Origin of the sequence: Enterobacter sp. Cy-643, from assembly GCF_011752815.1 — a bacterium.
Taxonomy (GTDB): domain Bacteria; phylum Pseudomonadota; class Gammaproteobacteria; order Enterobacterales; family Enterobacteriaceae; genus Cedecea.
Window position 1 is genome coordinate 86507 of the sequence record NZ_VWWV01000007.1, and the last position, 15719, is coordinate 102225.

The following is a 15719-nucleotide window of genomic DNA, read 5'->3' on the forward strand; positions in this document are numbered from 1 at the left end:
CGGGGCTGGCCCGGGGTTTATAGATTACTGCAAAAACATCTGCGTGAGCGTCTTATTTGTCGCCCAGCTGTTCTGACATCGTGTTGCCCGGATTTGGCGTACGCGGTTCATCAACCGGGCGTGGCGCATTCGGGGTACCGTTGTTGTCAGAGTTATTACTGTTTTTGCTCGCATCTTCCCAACCCGCTGGAGGACGCACTTCACGGCGCGCCATCAGGTCGTCAATCTGCGGGGCATCGATGGTTTCATACTTCATCAATGCGTCTTTCATGGTATGCAGAATATCCATGTTCTCATTCAGCAGCTGGCGTGCACGAGCATAGTTGCGTTCAATCAGGGATTTAACTTCCTGATCGATGATACGCGCAGTCTCATCAGACATATGCTTCGCTTTTGCCACTGAACGGCCCAGGAATACTTCACCGTCTTCTTCCGCATACAGCAGCGGACCAAGCTTGTCGGAGAAGCCCCACTGGGTCACCATGTTACGCGCCAGGTTAGTCGCCACTTTAATATCGTTCGACGCACCGGTAGAAACATGTTCTGCCCCGTAGATAATCTCTTCAGCCAGACGACCGCCATACAGCGTGGAAATCTGACTTTCCAGTTTCTGACGGCTGGCGCTGATTGCGTCGCCTTCAGGCAGGAAGAAGGTCACACCCAGCGCGCGGCCACGAGGGATAATCGTCACCTTATGGACCGGATCGTGCTCCGGTACCAGGCGACCGATAATCGCATGGCCTGCTTCGTGATAAGCGGTCGATTCTTTCTGTGCTTCCGTCATTACCATGGAGCGGCGTTCTGCCCCCATCATGATTTTGTCTTTCGCTTTCTCGAATTCAACCATCGATACCACGCGCTTGTTACCGCGAGCAGCAAACAGCGCAGCTTCGTTCACCAGGTTAGCCAAATCGGCACCGGAGAAGCCAGGTGTACCACGAGCGATAATTGCAGCATCGATGTCCGGGGCAAGCGGTACGCGGCGCATATGCACTTTCAGGATTTGCTCACGGCCACGAACATCCGGCAGACCGACCACAACCTGGCGGTCAAAACGGCCTGGGCGCAGCAGCGCTGGGTCAAGTACGTCAGGGCGGTTAGTTGCCGCAATAACGATGATCCCTTCATTACCTTCAAAGCCATCCATTTCAACCAGCATCTGGTTCAGGGTTTGCTCACGTTCGTCGTGACCACCACCCAAGCCAGCGCCACGCTGACGGCCTACGGCATCGATTTCATCGATAAAGATAATGCAAGGCGCCGCTTTTTTGGCCTGTTCGAACATGTCACGTACACGGGATGCACCGACACCAACGAACATTTCAACGAAGTCAGAACCCGAAATGGTGAAGAACGGTACTTTCGCTTCACCGGCAATCGCTTTTGCCAACAGCGTTTTACCCGTACCCGGAGGACCGACCATCAGGACGCCTTTCGGGATTTTACCGCCCAGTTTCTGGAAACGACTCGGCTCACGCAAGTATTCAACCAGCTCACCCACCTCTTCTTTCGCTTCATCACAGCCAGCGACGTCGGCAAAGGTGGTTTTGATTTGGTCTTCCGTGAGCATTCGCGCCTTGCTCTTACCGAACGACATGGCACCTTTGCCACCGCCGCCCTGCATTTGACGCATAAAGAAGATCCAGACCCCAATCAGCAGCAGCATTGGGAACCAGGAAATGAAGATAGTTGCCAGCAGACTCTGCTCTTCAGGCGGTTCGCCCACAACTTTCACGTTCTTGGTAATCAGATTATCAAGCAGCTTGGGATCATTAACGGGGATGTAAGTCGTGTATCGGTTACTATCTTTCTTGGTAACGTTGATTTCACGTCCGTTGATGCGCGCTTCGCGAACCTGGTCCTGATTAACTTCAGACAGGAAAGTGGAGTAATCCACCCTACGGCCATTTGACTCGCTGGGCCCAAAGCTCTGGAATACAGACATTAGCACAACGGCAATGACCAGCCAGAGTATTAGGTTTTTCGCCATGTCACTCAAGGGATTAACCTCATATTACAACTGTGTTAACAAACAGCGTCAGGGTACTATAGTTTGCGCCCGGTCGCTACAATGTACACTTCACGTGAGCGGGCACGAGAAGAGTCCGGTTTACGAACTTTAACCGTCGTAAACAGGGAGCGAATTTCCCGCAGGTATTCATCGAAACCTTCGCCCTGAAACACTTTCACTACAAAACTACCGCCCGGCGCCAGCACGTCCCGACACATTTCCAGTGCCAATTCAACCAAGTACATAGCGCGGGGAATATCGACTGCCGGTGTCCCGCTCATGTTTGGCGCCATATCTGACATGACAACCTGCACTTTACTGTCACCAACACGTTCCAGCAGGGCCTTGACGACTAATTCATCACGAAAATCGCCCTGAAGGAAGTCCACACCAACGATAGGATCCATTGGTAAAAGATCGCAAGCGATGATTCGCCCCTGATTCCCGATTTGCGTCACCACATACTGTGACCACCCGCCGGGTGCAGCGCCAAGATCAACAATAGTCATTCCTGGCTTAAAAAGTTTGTCACTTTGCTGTATTTCATCAAGTTTAAACCAGGCACGGGACCGCAACCCCTTTTTCTGTGCCTGTTGAACATATTTATCGCTAAAGTGTTCCTGCAGCCAGCGACTGGAGCTGGCAGAACGCTTCTTACCTGTCATCTCAATATCCAACGTTGTTCATCGTGAATAGCAGGCTAACTAACAATCAGCACAGCCGATTTGGCGATACACTGGAGATGGCGGTAGAATGAACCGTTTTCAATCCCAACGTAAGCAAAAAAATACGATGAATCTGAGTACTAAACAAAAACAGCACCTAAAAGGTCTGGCCCATCCGCTCAAGCCGGTGGTTATGCTTGGCAATAATGGTTTGACCGAAGGGGTACTGGCCGAGATTGAACAAGCGCTTGAGCACCATGAATTAATCAAGGTGAAGATCGCAACGGAAGATCGCGAAACCAAAACCTTAATTGTGGATGCCATCGTGCGGGAAACCGGCGCCTGTAACGTACAGGTCATCGGTAAAACGCTGGTGCTCTACCGCCCTTCTAAAGAGCGGAAGATTTCTCTGCCGAAATAAGCAGAGGTGTGCAAAATGCCACGCTATGTTCGTTGATAAAAGGCCGCTATGCGGCCTTTTTCTTTTCTTTACAATACGCCAACCCTTTAGCCAGCGTAGTAAAAATCACAAATATTCTACTTTTAAGATTTCGAATTCGACATCGCCGCCCGGCGTACGAATCACAACAACATCGTCGCATTCTTTACCCACAAGACCGCGAGCAATAGGCGAATTTACAGAAATAAGATTCTTTTTAAAATCAGCCTCATCGTCACCCACGATGCGATAAGTAAGCTCTTCGTCATTGTCGAGGTTCAATACCGTTACGGTAGTACCAAAAATCACACGGCCGTTATTTGGCATTTTTGTGACGTCAATCACCTGTGCATTAGAAAGCTTAGCTTCAATATCCTGAATGCGGCCTTCACAAAAGCCCTGCTGCTCACGCGCAGCATGATATTCAGCGTTTTCTTTCAGATCGCCATGCTCGCGTGCCTCGGCAATCGCAGCAATGATTTCAGGACGACGCACGGACTTCAGGAAATCCAGTTCTTCGCGGAGTTGTTCAGCGCCACGTAAAGTCATCGGAATAGGTTGCATTTGTTATACCTCTTAAAATCAGTCCTCTGCAGCAGGGTAAACACCGAGCTGGCTTAAGAGCATGGCCGGTAACACAAGTCTCTCCGGCAACAAATAAAAGAAAACCGACCCGGGGCGATAACTCCAGGTCAGTAACAGTTTTCAAATTGACCGGTATTTTACCCTGGAGTTCCCTAAGGGTCATCGTTTACTTTGCACCATAATGCACCGTAGTATGACGGTCACGTTTCCAGGCCGTTACCGCGAGATTATGCGATTTTTTAGATTTGTCATTGGGTTGACCGCTGCCGTAGCCATCAATGTTCAGGCTGCGAACGTTGAAGAGTACACCTCCCAGTTACCTGACGGGGCGAACCTGGCGTTGATGGTGCAAAAAGTTGGCGCTACAAGCCCGTTCATTGATTACCACAGCCAGCAAATGGCACTGCCTGCCAGTACTCAGAAAGTGATTACGGCCCTGGCAGCGCTCCTTCAACTGGGCCCGGATTTTCGTTTTACCACCACTTTAGAAAGTCGTGCTCAAATCGATAATGGCGTACTTAACGGCGATCTTATCGCCCGTTTCGGCGGGGATCCTACGCTAAAGCGTCAGGATATTCGCAACATGGTTGCCGAATTAAAAAAAGCGGGCGTACAGCAGATTAAGGGCAACGTGCTGGTCGACACCTCCATTTTTGCCAGCCACGATAAAGCCCCCGGCTGGCCGTGGAACGACATGACGCAGTGCTTCAGCGCTCCGCCAGCCGCCGCTATCGTGGACCGAAACTGCTTCTCTATTTCCTTATACAGCGCCCCAAAAGCTGACGATTTAGCCTATATCCGGATTGCTTCTTACTATCCCGTCGTGATGTTTAGTCAGGTCAGAACGCTGGCCAAAGGCTCTCCCGACGCCCAATACTGCGAACTCGATGTTGTTCCAGGCGATCTCAACCGCTATACGCTTACCGGCTGCCTTACACAACGCGCCGATCCGCTGCCACTAGCCTTTGCCATTCAGGATGGTGCCAGCTACGCAGGCGCCATCATCAAAGATGAACTGAAGCAGGCAGGGATCGGCTATAGCGGAACCCTGCTCCGTCAGACTCAACCCAACGAGCCAGGCACGGTGATAGCCAGCAAGCAGTCTGCCCCGCTGCATGACCTGCTTAAAATCATGCTCAAAAAATCCGATAACATGATTGCCGATACCGTATTCAGGACCATCGGACACAACCGTCTGGGTGTTCCTGGCACCTGGCGAGCAGGTGCTGATGCCGTACGCCAGATATTGCGCCAAAAAGCGGGCGTAGATTTGGGGAACAGTATTGTCGTCGATGGTTCAGGCCTTTCGCGCCATAACCTGATTTCACCGGCCACAATGATGCAGGTGCTGCAATACATCGCGCAGAACGATAATCAGCTAAACTTTATCTCTATGCTGCCGCTCGCGGGCTACGACGGCTCTCTGCAGTATCGTGCCGGCCTGCATCAGGCTGGCGTGGATGGGAAAGTGTCGGCGAAAACGGGTTCGTTGCAGGGTGTATATAATCTGGCTGGCTTCATTACCACGGCAAGCGGTCAGCGCATGGCCTTTGTGCAGTATCTCTCTGGTTATGCCGTTGAACCAGCGGATCAGCGTAATCGCCGCATCCCGTTAGTGCGCTTCGAAAGCCGGCTTTACAAGGATATTTACCAGAATAACTAGCTATGAAACTGCTTATTGTTGAAGACGATTTACTGCTACAGGAAGGTCTTGCGCTGGCATTAGGCGGGGAAGGCTATGCGCTGGACTGCGCCGCAACGGCTGCGGAGGCTGATGCCCTGCTGCAAAGCGGTGAATACAGTCTGATCATTCTCGACCTGGGGCTCCCTGACAAAGACGGCGCCACGCTGCTGAGCCAGTGGCGTCGGCGCGGGGTAAAAAATCCAGTGCTTATCCTGACGGCCCGTGACGCACTCGAAGACAGAGTAAATGGTCTGGACTCCGGCGCTGATGATTATCTGGTTAAGCCTTTTGCACTTGCAGAGCTGCAGGCGCGTGCCAGAGCGCTGATCCGCCGCTACCAGGGGCACAGTGACAACCTGCTCCAGGAAGACGATTTAACCCTCAATTTGCAGACCCAGCAGGTGCTGCTCGCCAATCAGGCTCTGGAAATTACGCCCAAAGAGTTCGCTCTTCTGACACGCCTGATGATGCGAGTCGGCCAGACGGTCCACCGCGAAACGCTACAGCAGGATATCTACAGCTGGCAGGACGATCCGGGCTCCAACACTCTTGAAGTTCATATTCACAACTTACGTCGGAAGTTGGGCAAAGACAGAATTAAAACCGTGCGCGGCGTTGGCTACCGGCTGGAAAGCCGTTCATGAACAGCATGCGCCGGCGCCTGATGATCCTGCTGGCGCTTATTCTCCTTTTTTTCCAGCTGATTAGCGTTGTCTGGCTGTGGCATGAAAGCCGCGAGCAGATTGGCTTTTTGGTGAGTGAAACGCTCTCCGCGAAAGCCCGAAACCAGCAGGTCGAGAAAGAGATCCGCGAAGCGATTGCCTCTCTGCTTGTCCCTTCTTTGGTGATGGTCGCCTTCACCCTGTTTTTCTCTTTCTGGGCAATTACCTGGATAACCCGCCCGCTGAATCAGCTGCGTTCAAGTCTGGCAAATCGTTCGGCTGACAATCTTACGCCGCTGCCCATGTTTTCCGACATGGACGAAATGGTGGCGGTGACCAATTCCCTTAATCAACTGCTTGGCCGCCTGGATCATACTATTCAACAGGAGCGTCTGTTCACTGCCGATGCCGCACACGAGCTGAGAACGCCGCTGGCGGGCCTCAGGCTGCATCTCGAATTGATGGCCAAAAACGGCATAGAGCAGGCGCCGATGCTGTTAACCCGAATCGATCGGCTCATGCATACCATTGAGCAGCTCCTGATGCTCTCCCGCGCCGGGCAAGCTTTGGCCAGCGGACATTACAATACGCTGGTCTGGAGTGACGACATCATTGCGCCGCTAAAAATGGAAATGGAAGAGTTAGCTGCACCGCGTGGGCAAAGACTCATCTGGCCCACTGCCTCGACTCTGACCGTACAGGGCGATGCCGTGCTGCTGCGCCTGATGCTGCGTAACCTGCTTGAAAATGCATCCCGCTATAGCCCAGAAAAAGGCGAAATTCATGTGACTTTACTGGGGAAGGACGGAGGGACACTGTTGAGCGTTGCCGACTGCGGCCCGGGCATTAAAACCGAACACCTTCAGCAGATCACCGAACCGTTCAGACGCATGGATCGACGTTATGGCGGCAGCGGGCTAGGTCTAAACATTGTGCTGCGTATCGTGCAGCTCCACCATGGCCGCCTTGAACTGGATAACCGCGCTGAAGGCGGCTTGCAGGCTGACTGTTGGCTTCCCGGCAACATTCAATAAAAAAGGCCGGGAGCACCGGCCTTTTTCGTTGAGACTTACTTCTGATAGATGATTTCAACGCCTTCGTCGTCTTCGTCATCCCAGTCATCATCCCAGTCTTCTTCGGCTTCAGCTTCCATTTCATCGAGCTGCTGGCGATGGTAATCGTCCCACATAAACTCGACTTTCTCTGGTTGCTTGGCTAAATCGGCTGCCACAATCGGGTTTTCGATAATGAACGTCATTACATCCCAGCAGAGATCTTTGACGCCCATCTGGCTGGCAGCGGAGATAAGGTAGTATTTATCTTCCCAACCAAGAGCTTCGGCAATGGCTTTCGCCTTCTCTTCGGCCTGCGCTTTGTCCATCAGGTCGATTTTGTTAAACACGAGCCAGCGTGGTTTTGACGCCAGGCTTTCGCTGTATTTTTCCAACTCGCCAACAATGATACGGGCGTTTTCAACCGGATCAGAGCCATCGATAGGCTCAATATCAATGAGATGCAGAAGCACACGGCAGCGCTCAAGGTGCTTCAGGAAGCGAATACCCAGACCAGCACCGTCAGCCGCGCCTTCGATCAGTCCAGGAATATCCGCGACAACAAAGCTCTTTTCATTGTCCATACGAACAACGCCCAAGCTTGGCACCAGCGTAGTAAACGGATAGTCGGCCACTTTTGGTTTCGCCGCTGATACAGCCCGGATAAAAGTAGATTTACCTGCATTCGGCATCCCTAGCATACCCACATCGGCAAGTAGCATCAGTTCTAGCTGCAGATCGCGTTTTTCACCCGGCGTACCCATCGTTTTCTGACGTGGAGTACGGTTGACGGAGGATTTAAAGCGGGTATTACCCAGACCGTGCCAGCCGCCTTTGGCAACCATCAGCCTTTGACCGTGCTGGGTCATATCGCCCATGGTTTCACCGGTGCCCTGATCGATAACGCGCGTACCGACCGGTACTTTTACAGTGACGTCATGCCCACGTTTACCGGTACAATCGCGGCTTTGGCCGTTCTGGCCACGCTCTGCGCGGAAGGCTTTTTCAAAACGATAGTCGATAAGCGTATTCAGGTTCTCGTCGGCTTCAAGCCATACGTCACCGCCGTCACCGCCGTCGCCGCCGTCCGGGCCGCCTCTCGGAATATATTTTTCACGGCGGAAGCTAACGCAGCCGTTACCGCCATCACCTGCTACGACCAGGATCGTTGCTTCATCAACAAACTTCATCTTACTTCTCCGTAAATCATTCGCCCGAACGTTGCACCGGTGTGGCCGTTTCGGTTTTATGCCAGCGCCCCCAAAGGCGGTGGCCAATCGCGGAATACATCGCACCAGCCACAACCACGAGCGCCCCGATATACCCCACAAGGTTAAGCATCGGTATGGCGAAATACTCGGGCCAGGCCTGAGACAGCAGGTCTGAGAACAGCAACGTAAACAACGGGGTTAGCGTAATGATGGCGCTAACCTGGGAGGCCTGCCAGCGCGCCATCGCCTCAGCGAGCGCGCCATATCCTACCAACGTATTCAGACCGCAAAAAACCAGACATGCCAGTTGCCAGCCGCTAAGCTGGAAAATCACACCTGGTTTTGCCAGCGGCAAAAGTGCAATAGTACATAAAGTGTACAACAAAAAGAGGATCTGCTGTGAGGCTAACCGGCGTAGTAATACCTTCTGTGCCACACCATAGCTGACCCAAACCGTTGCCGCCAGCACGCCGAAGATGACACCAAGGGTGTAATCTGTCAGGCGGGTAAAAATCTCTACCAGGCTGGTATTAAAAAACATCACCAGCCCACACAAGAGCATAATGGCACCAATAATCTGTGTGCCACGCATTCTCTCTTTCAGCACCACCACGCTCGCCACCATCATCCCCACCGGGGAGAGCTGGCCGATAACCTGAGACGCAGTAGGACTTAAATATTGCAGGGAAGAACTAAAGAGCAGAAAGTTACCAAATAGCCCACCGGTGGCAATCGCCAACAGCGCCAGCCAACGGGGCTTACGGAACATCTTGAGAGGCGGTAATTTGCCCCGAATAGCGAGAATAACGCCCAGGCCAATACTGGCCATCAGAAACCGATAAAAGACTACCGTCGGCGGTGCCATCACCGGAAGCACCTGCTTCATCGCTATGGGTAACGCCCCCCAGCACATTGCCGTGGTAAGCGCTAAAAGAATGCCAATCCCCGCCTGCTGCCCCATGCCCATTCCCTGTTTTAATTTACCAGGCGTACAATGTAAAAAGCCCCGCAACACGTTGCGGGGCTTTCATCCGTTACCGGACCGAAAAACTTACTCAGCAACGATGCTGATGTATTTACGATTGTTCGGGCCTTTAACTTCGAATTTTACTTTACCGTCTGCTTTAGCAAACAGGGTGTGGTCACGACCACAACCTACATTGTTGCCAGCGTGGAATTTGGTACCACGTTGACGAACGATGATGCTACCAGCCAGTACAGTTTCACCACCAAAGCGTTTTACGCCCAGGCGTTTTGCTTCTGAATCGCGACCGTTACGAGTTGAGCCGCCAGCCTTTTTATGTGCCATTTAATCTACTCCTCAGGTCTTAGGCGCTGATGCCAGTGATTTTCACATCAGTGAACCACTGACGGTGGCCCGCTTGCTTACGATAGTGTTTACGGCGACGGAACTTAACGATTTTAACTTTCTCGCCACGACCGTGAGCAACGACTTCAGCTTTAATAACGCCACCATCGACAAAAGGAACGCCGATTTTGACTTCTTCACCGTTTGCGATCATCAGAACTTCAGCGAACTCAACAGTTTCGCCAGTTGCGATGTCCAGCTTTTCCAGGCGAACGGTCTGACCTTCGCTTACTCGGTGTTGTTTACCACCACTTTGGAAAACCGCGTACATATAAAACTCCGCTTTCCGCGCTTACCTTACATAGGTTTCAGGTAGCGCTATAAATATTCACAATAGGGCGCGAATATTACGCAAATCGTGAGGGTTTGACAAGCCCGATCGTCAATTACCGTAGAAAAAAAACGCAACAGCACACACACCGTTTATCTGCCTCGTTTTTTCAGTACAATCTGTACTACAGTATCGAACCTCAACCCTCTCGTTTCGCCATATGGACATGGAATAAACAGGACGAAAGCCAGACTTTTGCGATGAATTTAGAAAAAATTAATGAGTTAACCGCGCAAGATATGGCGGGTGTCAATGCGACAATCCTTGAGCAATTGAATTCCGATGTCCAACTGATCAACCAGTTGGGCTACTACATCGTCAGCGGCGGCGGTAAACGTATCCGCCCAATGATTGCCGTGCTTGCCGCACGGGCGCTTGCTTACGACGGGCAAGCGCACGTCAGAATTGCAGCGCTGATCGAATTCATACATACCGCCACCCTACTCCACGATGACGTCGTGGACGAATCAGATATGCGTCGAGGTAAAGCCACAGCGAATGCCGCTTTCGGTAACGCTGCAAGCGTTTTGGTGGGTGATTTCATCTATACGCGAGCATTCCAGATGATGACCAGTCTCGGTTCGCTGAAAGTGCTGGAGGTGATGTCAGAGGCCGTCAACGTCATCGCTGAGGGCGAAGTGCTACAGCTGATGAACTGTAATGACCCAGACATTACTGAAGAAAGCTATATGCGGGTCATTTACAGCAAGACGGCCCGCCTGTTTGAGGCTGCTGCGCAATGCTCCGGGATTCTGGCAGGCGCAACGGGGATTCAGGAAAAAGCGCTCCAGGATTATGGGCGCTACCTGGGCACAGCCTTCCAGCTCATTGATGACCTTCTGGATTACAGCTCGGATGGGCAAACGCTGGGTAAAAACGTCGGCGATGACCTGAACGAAGGTAAACCGACGCTGCCGCTGTTACACGCCATGCGCAACGGCTCGCCAGAGCAGGCTCAGATGATTCGTGAAGCGATCGAACAGGGAAATGGCCGTCATTTACTGGATCCTGTACTGAAAGCTATGTCGGATTGCGGCTCTCTGGAATGGACTCGACAACGCGCCGAAGAAGAGGCAGATAAAGCGATCGATGCCCTTTCGGTGCTGCCCGATACTCCTTACCGTGAAGCGCTGATCTCTTTGGCACACATGTCCGTCCAACGCGACCGCTAACACCTACTTTGGCGCGCCAATTGGCGCGCTAAAGTTTCCAATAAAATACACCCTCAAATCGTCTTCCTTCCCTGAAAACTTCATTCTCACGAGCTTTCATCATAATTGCGGGTGAAAACACAGAATCCGTTATTACTTGAACTTACTGGAATCATTTGGAAATTTTTATGCTATAAACTTCCTGTTTCATCGCTCAGTTAAGAGCAGGATTAGTAAGATCACAGGGAGAGATTATGGAAAATCAGTTTGTGGACTGGCATCCGGCGGACATTATTGCCGGACTGCGAAAAAAGAAAACGTCGCTCGCCGCCTTGTCGCGCCAGTCAGGTTTAAGCTCATCAACGCTCGCCAATGCGTTATCTCGCCCCTGGCCTAAAGGGGAGTTAATTATCGCTCAGGCTTTAGGTGTCGCACCGCAGGTTATCTGGCCTTCACGCTACCACGATCCTGAGACACATGAGTTTATCGACCGAACCCGTAAGATCCGACAGCTATAAAAAAGCCGGGGCATGCCCCGGCTGTCTGTCACAAGGGGAGCGATTTATTCGCTGCCCTTGACGCGATCGATCTTAGCCCCCAGCGCCTGAAGTTTATCTTCGATGCGCTCATAGCCGCGGTCAATGTGGTAGATACGGTCCACTATCGTTGTCCCTTCGGCAATACAGCCTGCAAGAACAAGACTTGCTGACGCACGAAGATCGGTGGCCATTACCTGTGCTCCTGAAAGCTTTTCGACACCGTGGCAGATAACCGTATTACTTTCGATCTCAGCATGTGCACCCATACGGATTAATTCAGGCACATGCATGAAGCGGTTTTCGAATATAGTTTCGGTGATGACACCCGTCCCTTCCGCCACCAGGTTCAGAAGAGTGAATTGCGCCTGCATGTCGGTAGGAAAACCTGGGTGCGGTGCCGTACGCACCGTTACGCCTTTTGGACGCTGGCCATGCATATCAAGGCTTATCCAGTCTTCACCGGTTTCAACCTCCGCCCCTGCTTCACGCAGCTTCGCCAGAACGGCATCGAGGGTATCGGGCTGCGCGTTACGGCAAAGAATTTTACCACCAGAGATTGCCGCAGCCACCAGGAAAGTCCCGGTTTCAATGCGATCGGGCAGCACGCGATAAACGCCCCCGCCCAAACGAGCAACGCCTTCAATGGTAATACGATCGGTGCCCGCACCGCTGATCTTCGCGCCCAGGGTGTTAAGGAAGTTCGCAGTATCTACGATCTCCGGTTCACGGGCGGCGTTTTCAATGATCGTTTTGCCTTCCGCAAGCGTGGCCGCACTCATGATGGTCACGGTCGCACCCACGCTGACCTTATCCATTACGATATGAGCGCCTTTAAGGCGACCATTTACCGACGCCTTAACGTAACCTTCTTCAAGCTTAATCTCCGCACCCAACTGCTCCAGACCAGTAATGTGCAAATCCACCGGACGAGCGCCAATGGCACAACCGCCTGGCAGAGAAACCTGTCCCTGGCCAAAGCGAGCAACCAGTGGTCCTAGCGCCCAAATAGATGCACGCATGGTTTTCACCAGGTCATAAGGCGCGCAGAAAATATTTACGCCGCTGGCGTCAATGTAGACGGAACCGTTGCGCTCAACTTTGGTACCCAGCTGACTCAGCAGCTTCATCGTGGTATCAATGTCTTTCAGCTTTGGAACGTTCTGAATCTCTACCGGCTCTTCCGCCAGAAGCGCGGCGAAGAGAATCGGCAGCGCGGCGTTTTTAGCCCCTGAGATTGTGACTTCTCCACTCAGGCGGGTAGGCCCCTGCACACGAAATTTATCCATTGAAACTGCTCTCTTTTAAATTCAAAACGTTATCACCAGCCTGAGCCGATGATTCAAAAACCATTCAGTTTGCGGTCGCGCGCCCACTCTTCCGGCGTATAGGTCTTAATAGACACCGCATGCATGCGATTATCCGCGATGAATTCCATCAGCGGGGCATACACGGTTTGCTGTTTTTTGACGCGGCTTAACTCGGCGAATAACTCACCCACCGCTATCACCTGAAAGTGGCTGCCATCGCCTGAGACGTGGACTTCCTGGAGGGGCAGTGCGTTCATCAGCACTGTCTGAATTTCATGATTTTCCATGGGGTATCTATTCGTCGATTAATAAATGATGAAATAAGCCACACATCTTAGAGGAAAGTGGCGTCCGCTTAAATAAGCAAAAAGCCCCGGAACTTAACAGTTCGAGGGCTTTGAAAGTAACGTGCTGAAATCATTAGCCTGCCAGATGTAGCAATAGCGCCTCTGGCAGATTGTAGAGTTGAGCCAGCGTGCGCAAATTATCACTGGCGCCCTGTAGCTCAATCTGCCGACCTTGTCGGGTAACAAGGTTAGCAAGGTGGATAAGCAACGCCAGCCCGGCAGTATCAACCCGAGTTAAGCCACTTAGCTCAAAGAGATTGATACCCGCGACCACTTTCTCACGTTGCTGCCAAAGCGGCTTAACGGTAGCACCATCCAGCTCTCCGAATAGGTACAACGTTGTGCCGTCCTGTTTCCAGCTCAGTTCTTCCGCCATTACTTTTTACTGTCCAGAGTAATTGGCTGTTTTGAAATCGACTGCAGTTGCGCGGTCAAACCATCGATCCCTTTAGTACGAAGCAGGTCACTCCACTCGTTTTGTTTGGTGGTGATCATGCTGATCCCTTCGGCGATCATATCGTATGCCTGCCAGTTCCCGGTTTGGCTGTTTTTACGCCACTGGAAATCAAGACGCACCGGTGGACGCCCATTTGGATCGAGAATCGTCACGCGGATCGCCACGATATCTGCATTACCCAGCGGTTGTTCGGGGGCGATTTGATAAGTCTGACCGTGATACAGCGCCAGCGCCTGACCATAGGCCTGCTTTAGGTACTCTTCAAAAGCCTTGAAGTAAGCATCACGCTGCGCAGGTGTGGCATCTTTGTAGTAACGTCCTAAGACCAGCGCGCCCGCATATTTTACCTGTACGTACGGCAGCAATTCCTGGCCGACGATTTCACGCAGATAATTCGGGTTCTGTCGAATTTGAGGCTGCTCGTTTTTCAGGCGATCAAAGGTCTTCTGCGCCGCCTCATTCATTAATTTGTAAGGGTTGGTCTGGTCTGCCGCCATCGCAAATGGGGCGATTACCAGCATGGCTACCATAATAAGACGCTTAAACATCACTCGTTCCTCTTAAATTAATTCGTAGTACCTGACTGCGGTGCGGCATCAGTATGGCCTGCAGGATGTGCTTCGGCATCGCCAGAATTCTTATTGTCGCCGTTGCCGCTTTTGTAAAGGAACTGACCTATCAGATCCTCAAGCACCAAAGCAGATTTCGTATCCTGAATGGTACTGCCGTCTTTAAGCATAGATGACCCCAGTTCCGGATCATCGAAACCGAGGTTAAGAGCAATATATTGCTCACCCAACAGGCCAGAGGTGCGAATCGCCAGAGAGCTGGTATCCGGGATCTGGTTATAGCGTTTCTCAATGTCCAGCGTTACGCGAGGCAAATAGGTTTTCGGGTCAAGCGCGATACCATCAACGCGACCAATAACAACGCCACCAAGACGAACAGGTGAACTCATTTTCAGGCCACCGATGTTGTCGAAGGTGGCGTATACCCGATAAGTCGGTTCGCTACGCAGAGAGGTAACATTCGCCACCTTCAGGCAGAGAAAAATAATAGCGACCAGCGCGACCAGCAGAAAAGCACCAACCCAAACTTCAAATTTCTTTGTTTGCATGAACTCAATTCCCAAACATCAGTGCTGTCAGCACAAAATCGAGGCCCAAAACGGCCAGAGAAGCGTGCACAACGGTGCGTGTGGTTGCCCGGCTAATCCCGGCAGAGGTCGGAATAGCATCGTACCCGTTGAATAACGCAATCCACGTTACGGTAATGGCGAAGACTACGCTTTTAATTACGCAGTTAACCAAATCCAGCCGCCATGAGACTGCATTTTGCATTGCTGACCAGAAGAAACCGGCATCAATACCTTTCCAGTTCACGCCCACCAGAGCACCACCCCAAATGCCCACGGCAACGAAGATAAGCGTCAAAAGCGGCAGCGAGATCACCCCAGCCCAAAAGCGCGGTGAAACGACACGACGCAGCGGATCGACAGCCATCATTTCCATGCTGGACAACTGCTCCGTCGCGCGCATCAGGCCAATTTCAGCCGTCAATGCGGAGCCGGCACGGCCGGCAAACAGCAATGCCGCAACAACCGGGCCAAGCTCACGGAGCAGGGAAAGCGCCACCAGCATGCCGAGACTTGACTCTGCGCTGTAAGTTGTCAGCACCAGATAGCCCTGTAAGCCAAGCACCATCCCGATGAACAGGCCGGAAACCATAATGATCAGCATCGACAGTACGCCGACGTTATAAAGCTGACGAACCAGCAACGGCGCATGCTTGCGAAACTCCGGTTTCCCTACCAGCGCGTTGAATAACATCAGTCCGGCACGCCCGAACGAAGCGCAGGTTTTTATACCGCGTCGCCCGAGAGATGCCAGTGCATTTAGCAGCATGAGCA

The 15719-nt window shown here is 52.1% G+C and carries 19 protein-coding genes; 6 read left to right on the forward strand and 13 right to left on the reverse strand.

Annotated features, from left to right (window positions below; all coding sequences use genetic code 11):
* Positions 1-52: 52 nt before the first annotated feature.
* Together ftsH and rlmE are read right to left on the reverse strand one after the other, a co-directional pair.
* Positions 53-1990 (reverse strand): ATP-dependent zinc metalloprotease FtsH, encoded by a 1938-nt coding sequence (gene ftsH, locus F3J29_RS20065; protein ID WP_008454792.1) that lies wholly within the window; start codon positions 1988-1990, stop codon positions 53-55.
* Between the two features lie 56 nt (positions 1991-2046).
* Positions 2047-2676, reverse strand: coding sequence for a 23S rRNA (uridine(2552)-2'-O)-methyltransferase RlmE (rlmE, locus tag F3J29_RS20070; protein ID WP_008454794.1), 630 nt, complete (start codon positions 2674-2676; stop codon positions 2047-2049).
* Between the two features lie 127 nt (positions 2677-2803).
* On the opposite strand from rlmE, the gene yhbY reads away from it, so the two are divergent.
* Positions 2804-3097: a ribosome assembly RNA-binding protein YhbY gene (gene yhbY / locus F3J29_RS20075; protein WP_008454796.1), complete on the forward strand. Its 294-nt coding sequence runs from the start codon at positions 2804-2806 to the stop codon at positions 3095-3097.
* Positions 3098-3202: 105 nt separating this feature from the next.
* Here the strand turns inward: yhbY and greA are convergent, their stop codons facing one another.
* Positions 3203-3679 carry a transcription elongation factor GreA gene (greA, locus tag F3J29_RS20080; protein ID WP_038478492.1) on the reverse strand — a complete coding sequence of 159 codons (477 nt, stop codon included), beginning with the start codon at positions 3677-3679 and terminating at the stop codon, positions 3203-3205.
* Positions 3680-3929: 250 nt separating this feature from the next.
* Between greA and dacB the strand changes: the two genes are divergently transcribed.
* Genes dacB through pmrB form a run of 3 tightly spaced genes read left to right on the forward strand, consistent with a single transcriptional unit; the run spans position 3930 to position 7080 of the window.
* A complete protein-coding gene (gene dacB / locus F3J29_RS20085; RefSeq protein ID WP_166868763.1) occupies positions 3930-5363 on the forward strand; it encodes a serine-type D-Ala-D-Ala carboxypeptidase in 1434 nt (477 codons plus the stop codon).
* A 2-nt stretch (positions 5364-5365) separates the two neighbouring features.
* Complete coding sequence (pmrA, locus tag F3J29_RS20090; protein ID WP_166868765.1) at positions 5366-6028, forward strand: two-component system response regulator PmrA; 663 nt, start codon at positions 5366-5368, stop codon at positions 6026-6028.
* The gene (gene pmrB / locus F3J29_RS20095) at positions 6025-7080 is read left to right on the forward strand and encodes a two-component system sensor histidine kinase PmrB (protein WP_166868767.1); all 1056 of its coding nucleotides are present in this window, start codon (positions 6025-6027) and stop codon (positions 7078-7080) included. The genes pmrA and pmrB overlap by 4 nt, the downstream gene beginning before the upstream one ends.
* Before the next feature lie 35 nt (positions 7081-7115).
* On the opposite strand, the gene cgtA is transcribed toward pmrB, so the two are convergent.
* From cgtA to rplU, 4 genes are all read right to left on the reverse strand, one after another.
* Positions 7116-8288: an Obg family GTPase CgtA gene (cgtA, locus tag F3J29_RS20100; protein WP_166868769.1), complete on the reverse strand. Its 1173-nt coding sequence runs from the start codon at positions 8286-8288 to the stop codon at positions 7116-7118.
* 16 nt (positions 8289-8304) lie between these two features.
* A complete protein-coding gene (locus F3J29_RS20105; RefSeq protein ID WP_166868771.1) occupies positions 8305-9270 on the reverse strand; it encodes a DMT family transporter in 966 nt (321 codons plus the stop codon).
* A gap of 90 nt (positions 9271-9360) precedes the next feature.
* On the reverse strand, positions 9361-9618 hold the full coding sequence (rpmA, locus tag F3J29_RS20110; protein ID WP_007673187.1) for a 50S ribosomal protein L27: 258 nt from the start codon (positions 9616-9618) through the stop codon (positions 9361-9363).
* A gap of 19 nt (positions 9619-9637) precedes the next feature.
* Positions 9638-9949: a 50S ribosomal protein L21 gene (rplU, locus tag F3J29_RS20115; protein ID WP_008454812.1), complete on the reverse strand. Its 312-nt coding sequence runs from the start codon at positions 9947-9949 to the stop codon at positions 9638-9640.
* Between the two features lie 260 nt (positions 9950-10209).
* Here rplU and ispB point away from each other — a divergent pair, with 260 nt between their 5' ends.
* Both ispB and sfsB read left to right on the forward strand, forming a co-directional pair.
* Positions 10210-11181 (forward strand): octaprenyl diphosphate synthase, encoded by a 972-nt coding sequence (gene ispB / locus F3J29_RS20120; RefSeq protein WP_166868773.1) that lies wholly within the window; start codon positions 10210-10212, stop codon positions 11179-11181.
* Between the two features lie 233 nt (positions 11182-11414).
* Positions 11415-11678, forward strand: a complete 264-nt coding sequence (sfsB, locus tag F3J29_RS20125) for a DNA-binding transcriptional regulator SfsB (RefSeq protein ID WP_166868776.1) — start codon at positions 11415-11417, stop codon at positions 11676-11678.
* Positions 11679-11722: 44 nt separating this feature from the next.
* On the opposite strand, the gene murA is transcribed toward sfsB, so the two are convergent.
* From murA to mlaE, 6 genes are all read right to left on the reverse strand, one after another.
* On the reverse strand, positions 11723-12985 hold the full coding sequence (gene murA, locus F3J29_RS20130; protein WP_039298171.1) for a UDP-N-acetylglucosamine 1-carboxyvinyltransferase: 1263 nt from the start codon (positions 12983-12985) through the stop codon (positions 11723-11725).
* A gap of 53 nt (positions 12986-13038) precedes the next feature.
* Positions 13039-13293 carry a BolA family iron metabolism protein IbaG gene (gene ibaG, locus F3J29_RS20135; protein WP_008454819.1) on the reverse strand — a complete coding sequence of 85 codons (255 nt, stop codon included), beginning with the start codon at positions 13291-13293 and terminating at the stop codon, positions 13039-13041.
* Between the two features lie 133 nt (positions 13294-13426).
* Entirely contained in the window at positions 13427-13729 is a 303-nt protein-coding gene (gene mlaB / locus F3J29_RS20140) for a lipid asymmetry maintenance protein MlaB (RefSeq protein WP_166868777.1), read from the reverse strand.
* Positions 13729-14358: a phospholipid-binding protein MlaC gene (mlaC, locus tag F3J29_RS20145; RefSeq protein WP_166868779.1), complete on the reverse strand. Its 630-nt coding sequence runs from the start codon at positions 14356-14358 to the stop codon at positions 13729-13731. The genes mlaB and mlaC overlap by 1 nt, the downstream gene beginning before the upstream one ends.
* Positions 14359-14375: 17 nt before the next feature.
* Positions 14376-14927 (reverse strand): outer membrane lipid asymmetry maintenance protein MlaD, encoded by a 552-nt coding sequence (gene mlaD, locus F3J29_RS20150; protein ID WP_166868781.1) that lies wholly within the window; start codon positions 14925-14927, stop codon positions 14376-14378.
* 4 nt (positions 14928-14931) lie between these two features.
* Entirely contained in the window at positions 14932-15714 is a 783-nt protein-coding gene (gene mlaE / locus F3J29_RS20155) for a lipid asymmetry maintenance ABC transporter permease subunit MlaE (RefSeq protein WP_166868783.1), read from the reverse strand.
* Between the last annotated feature and the right edge of the window lie 5 nt (positions 15715-15719).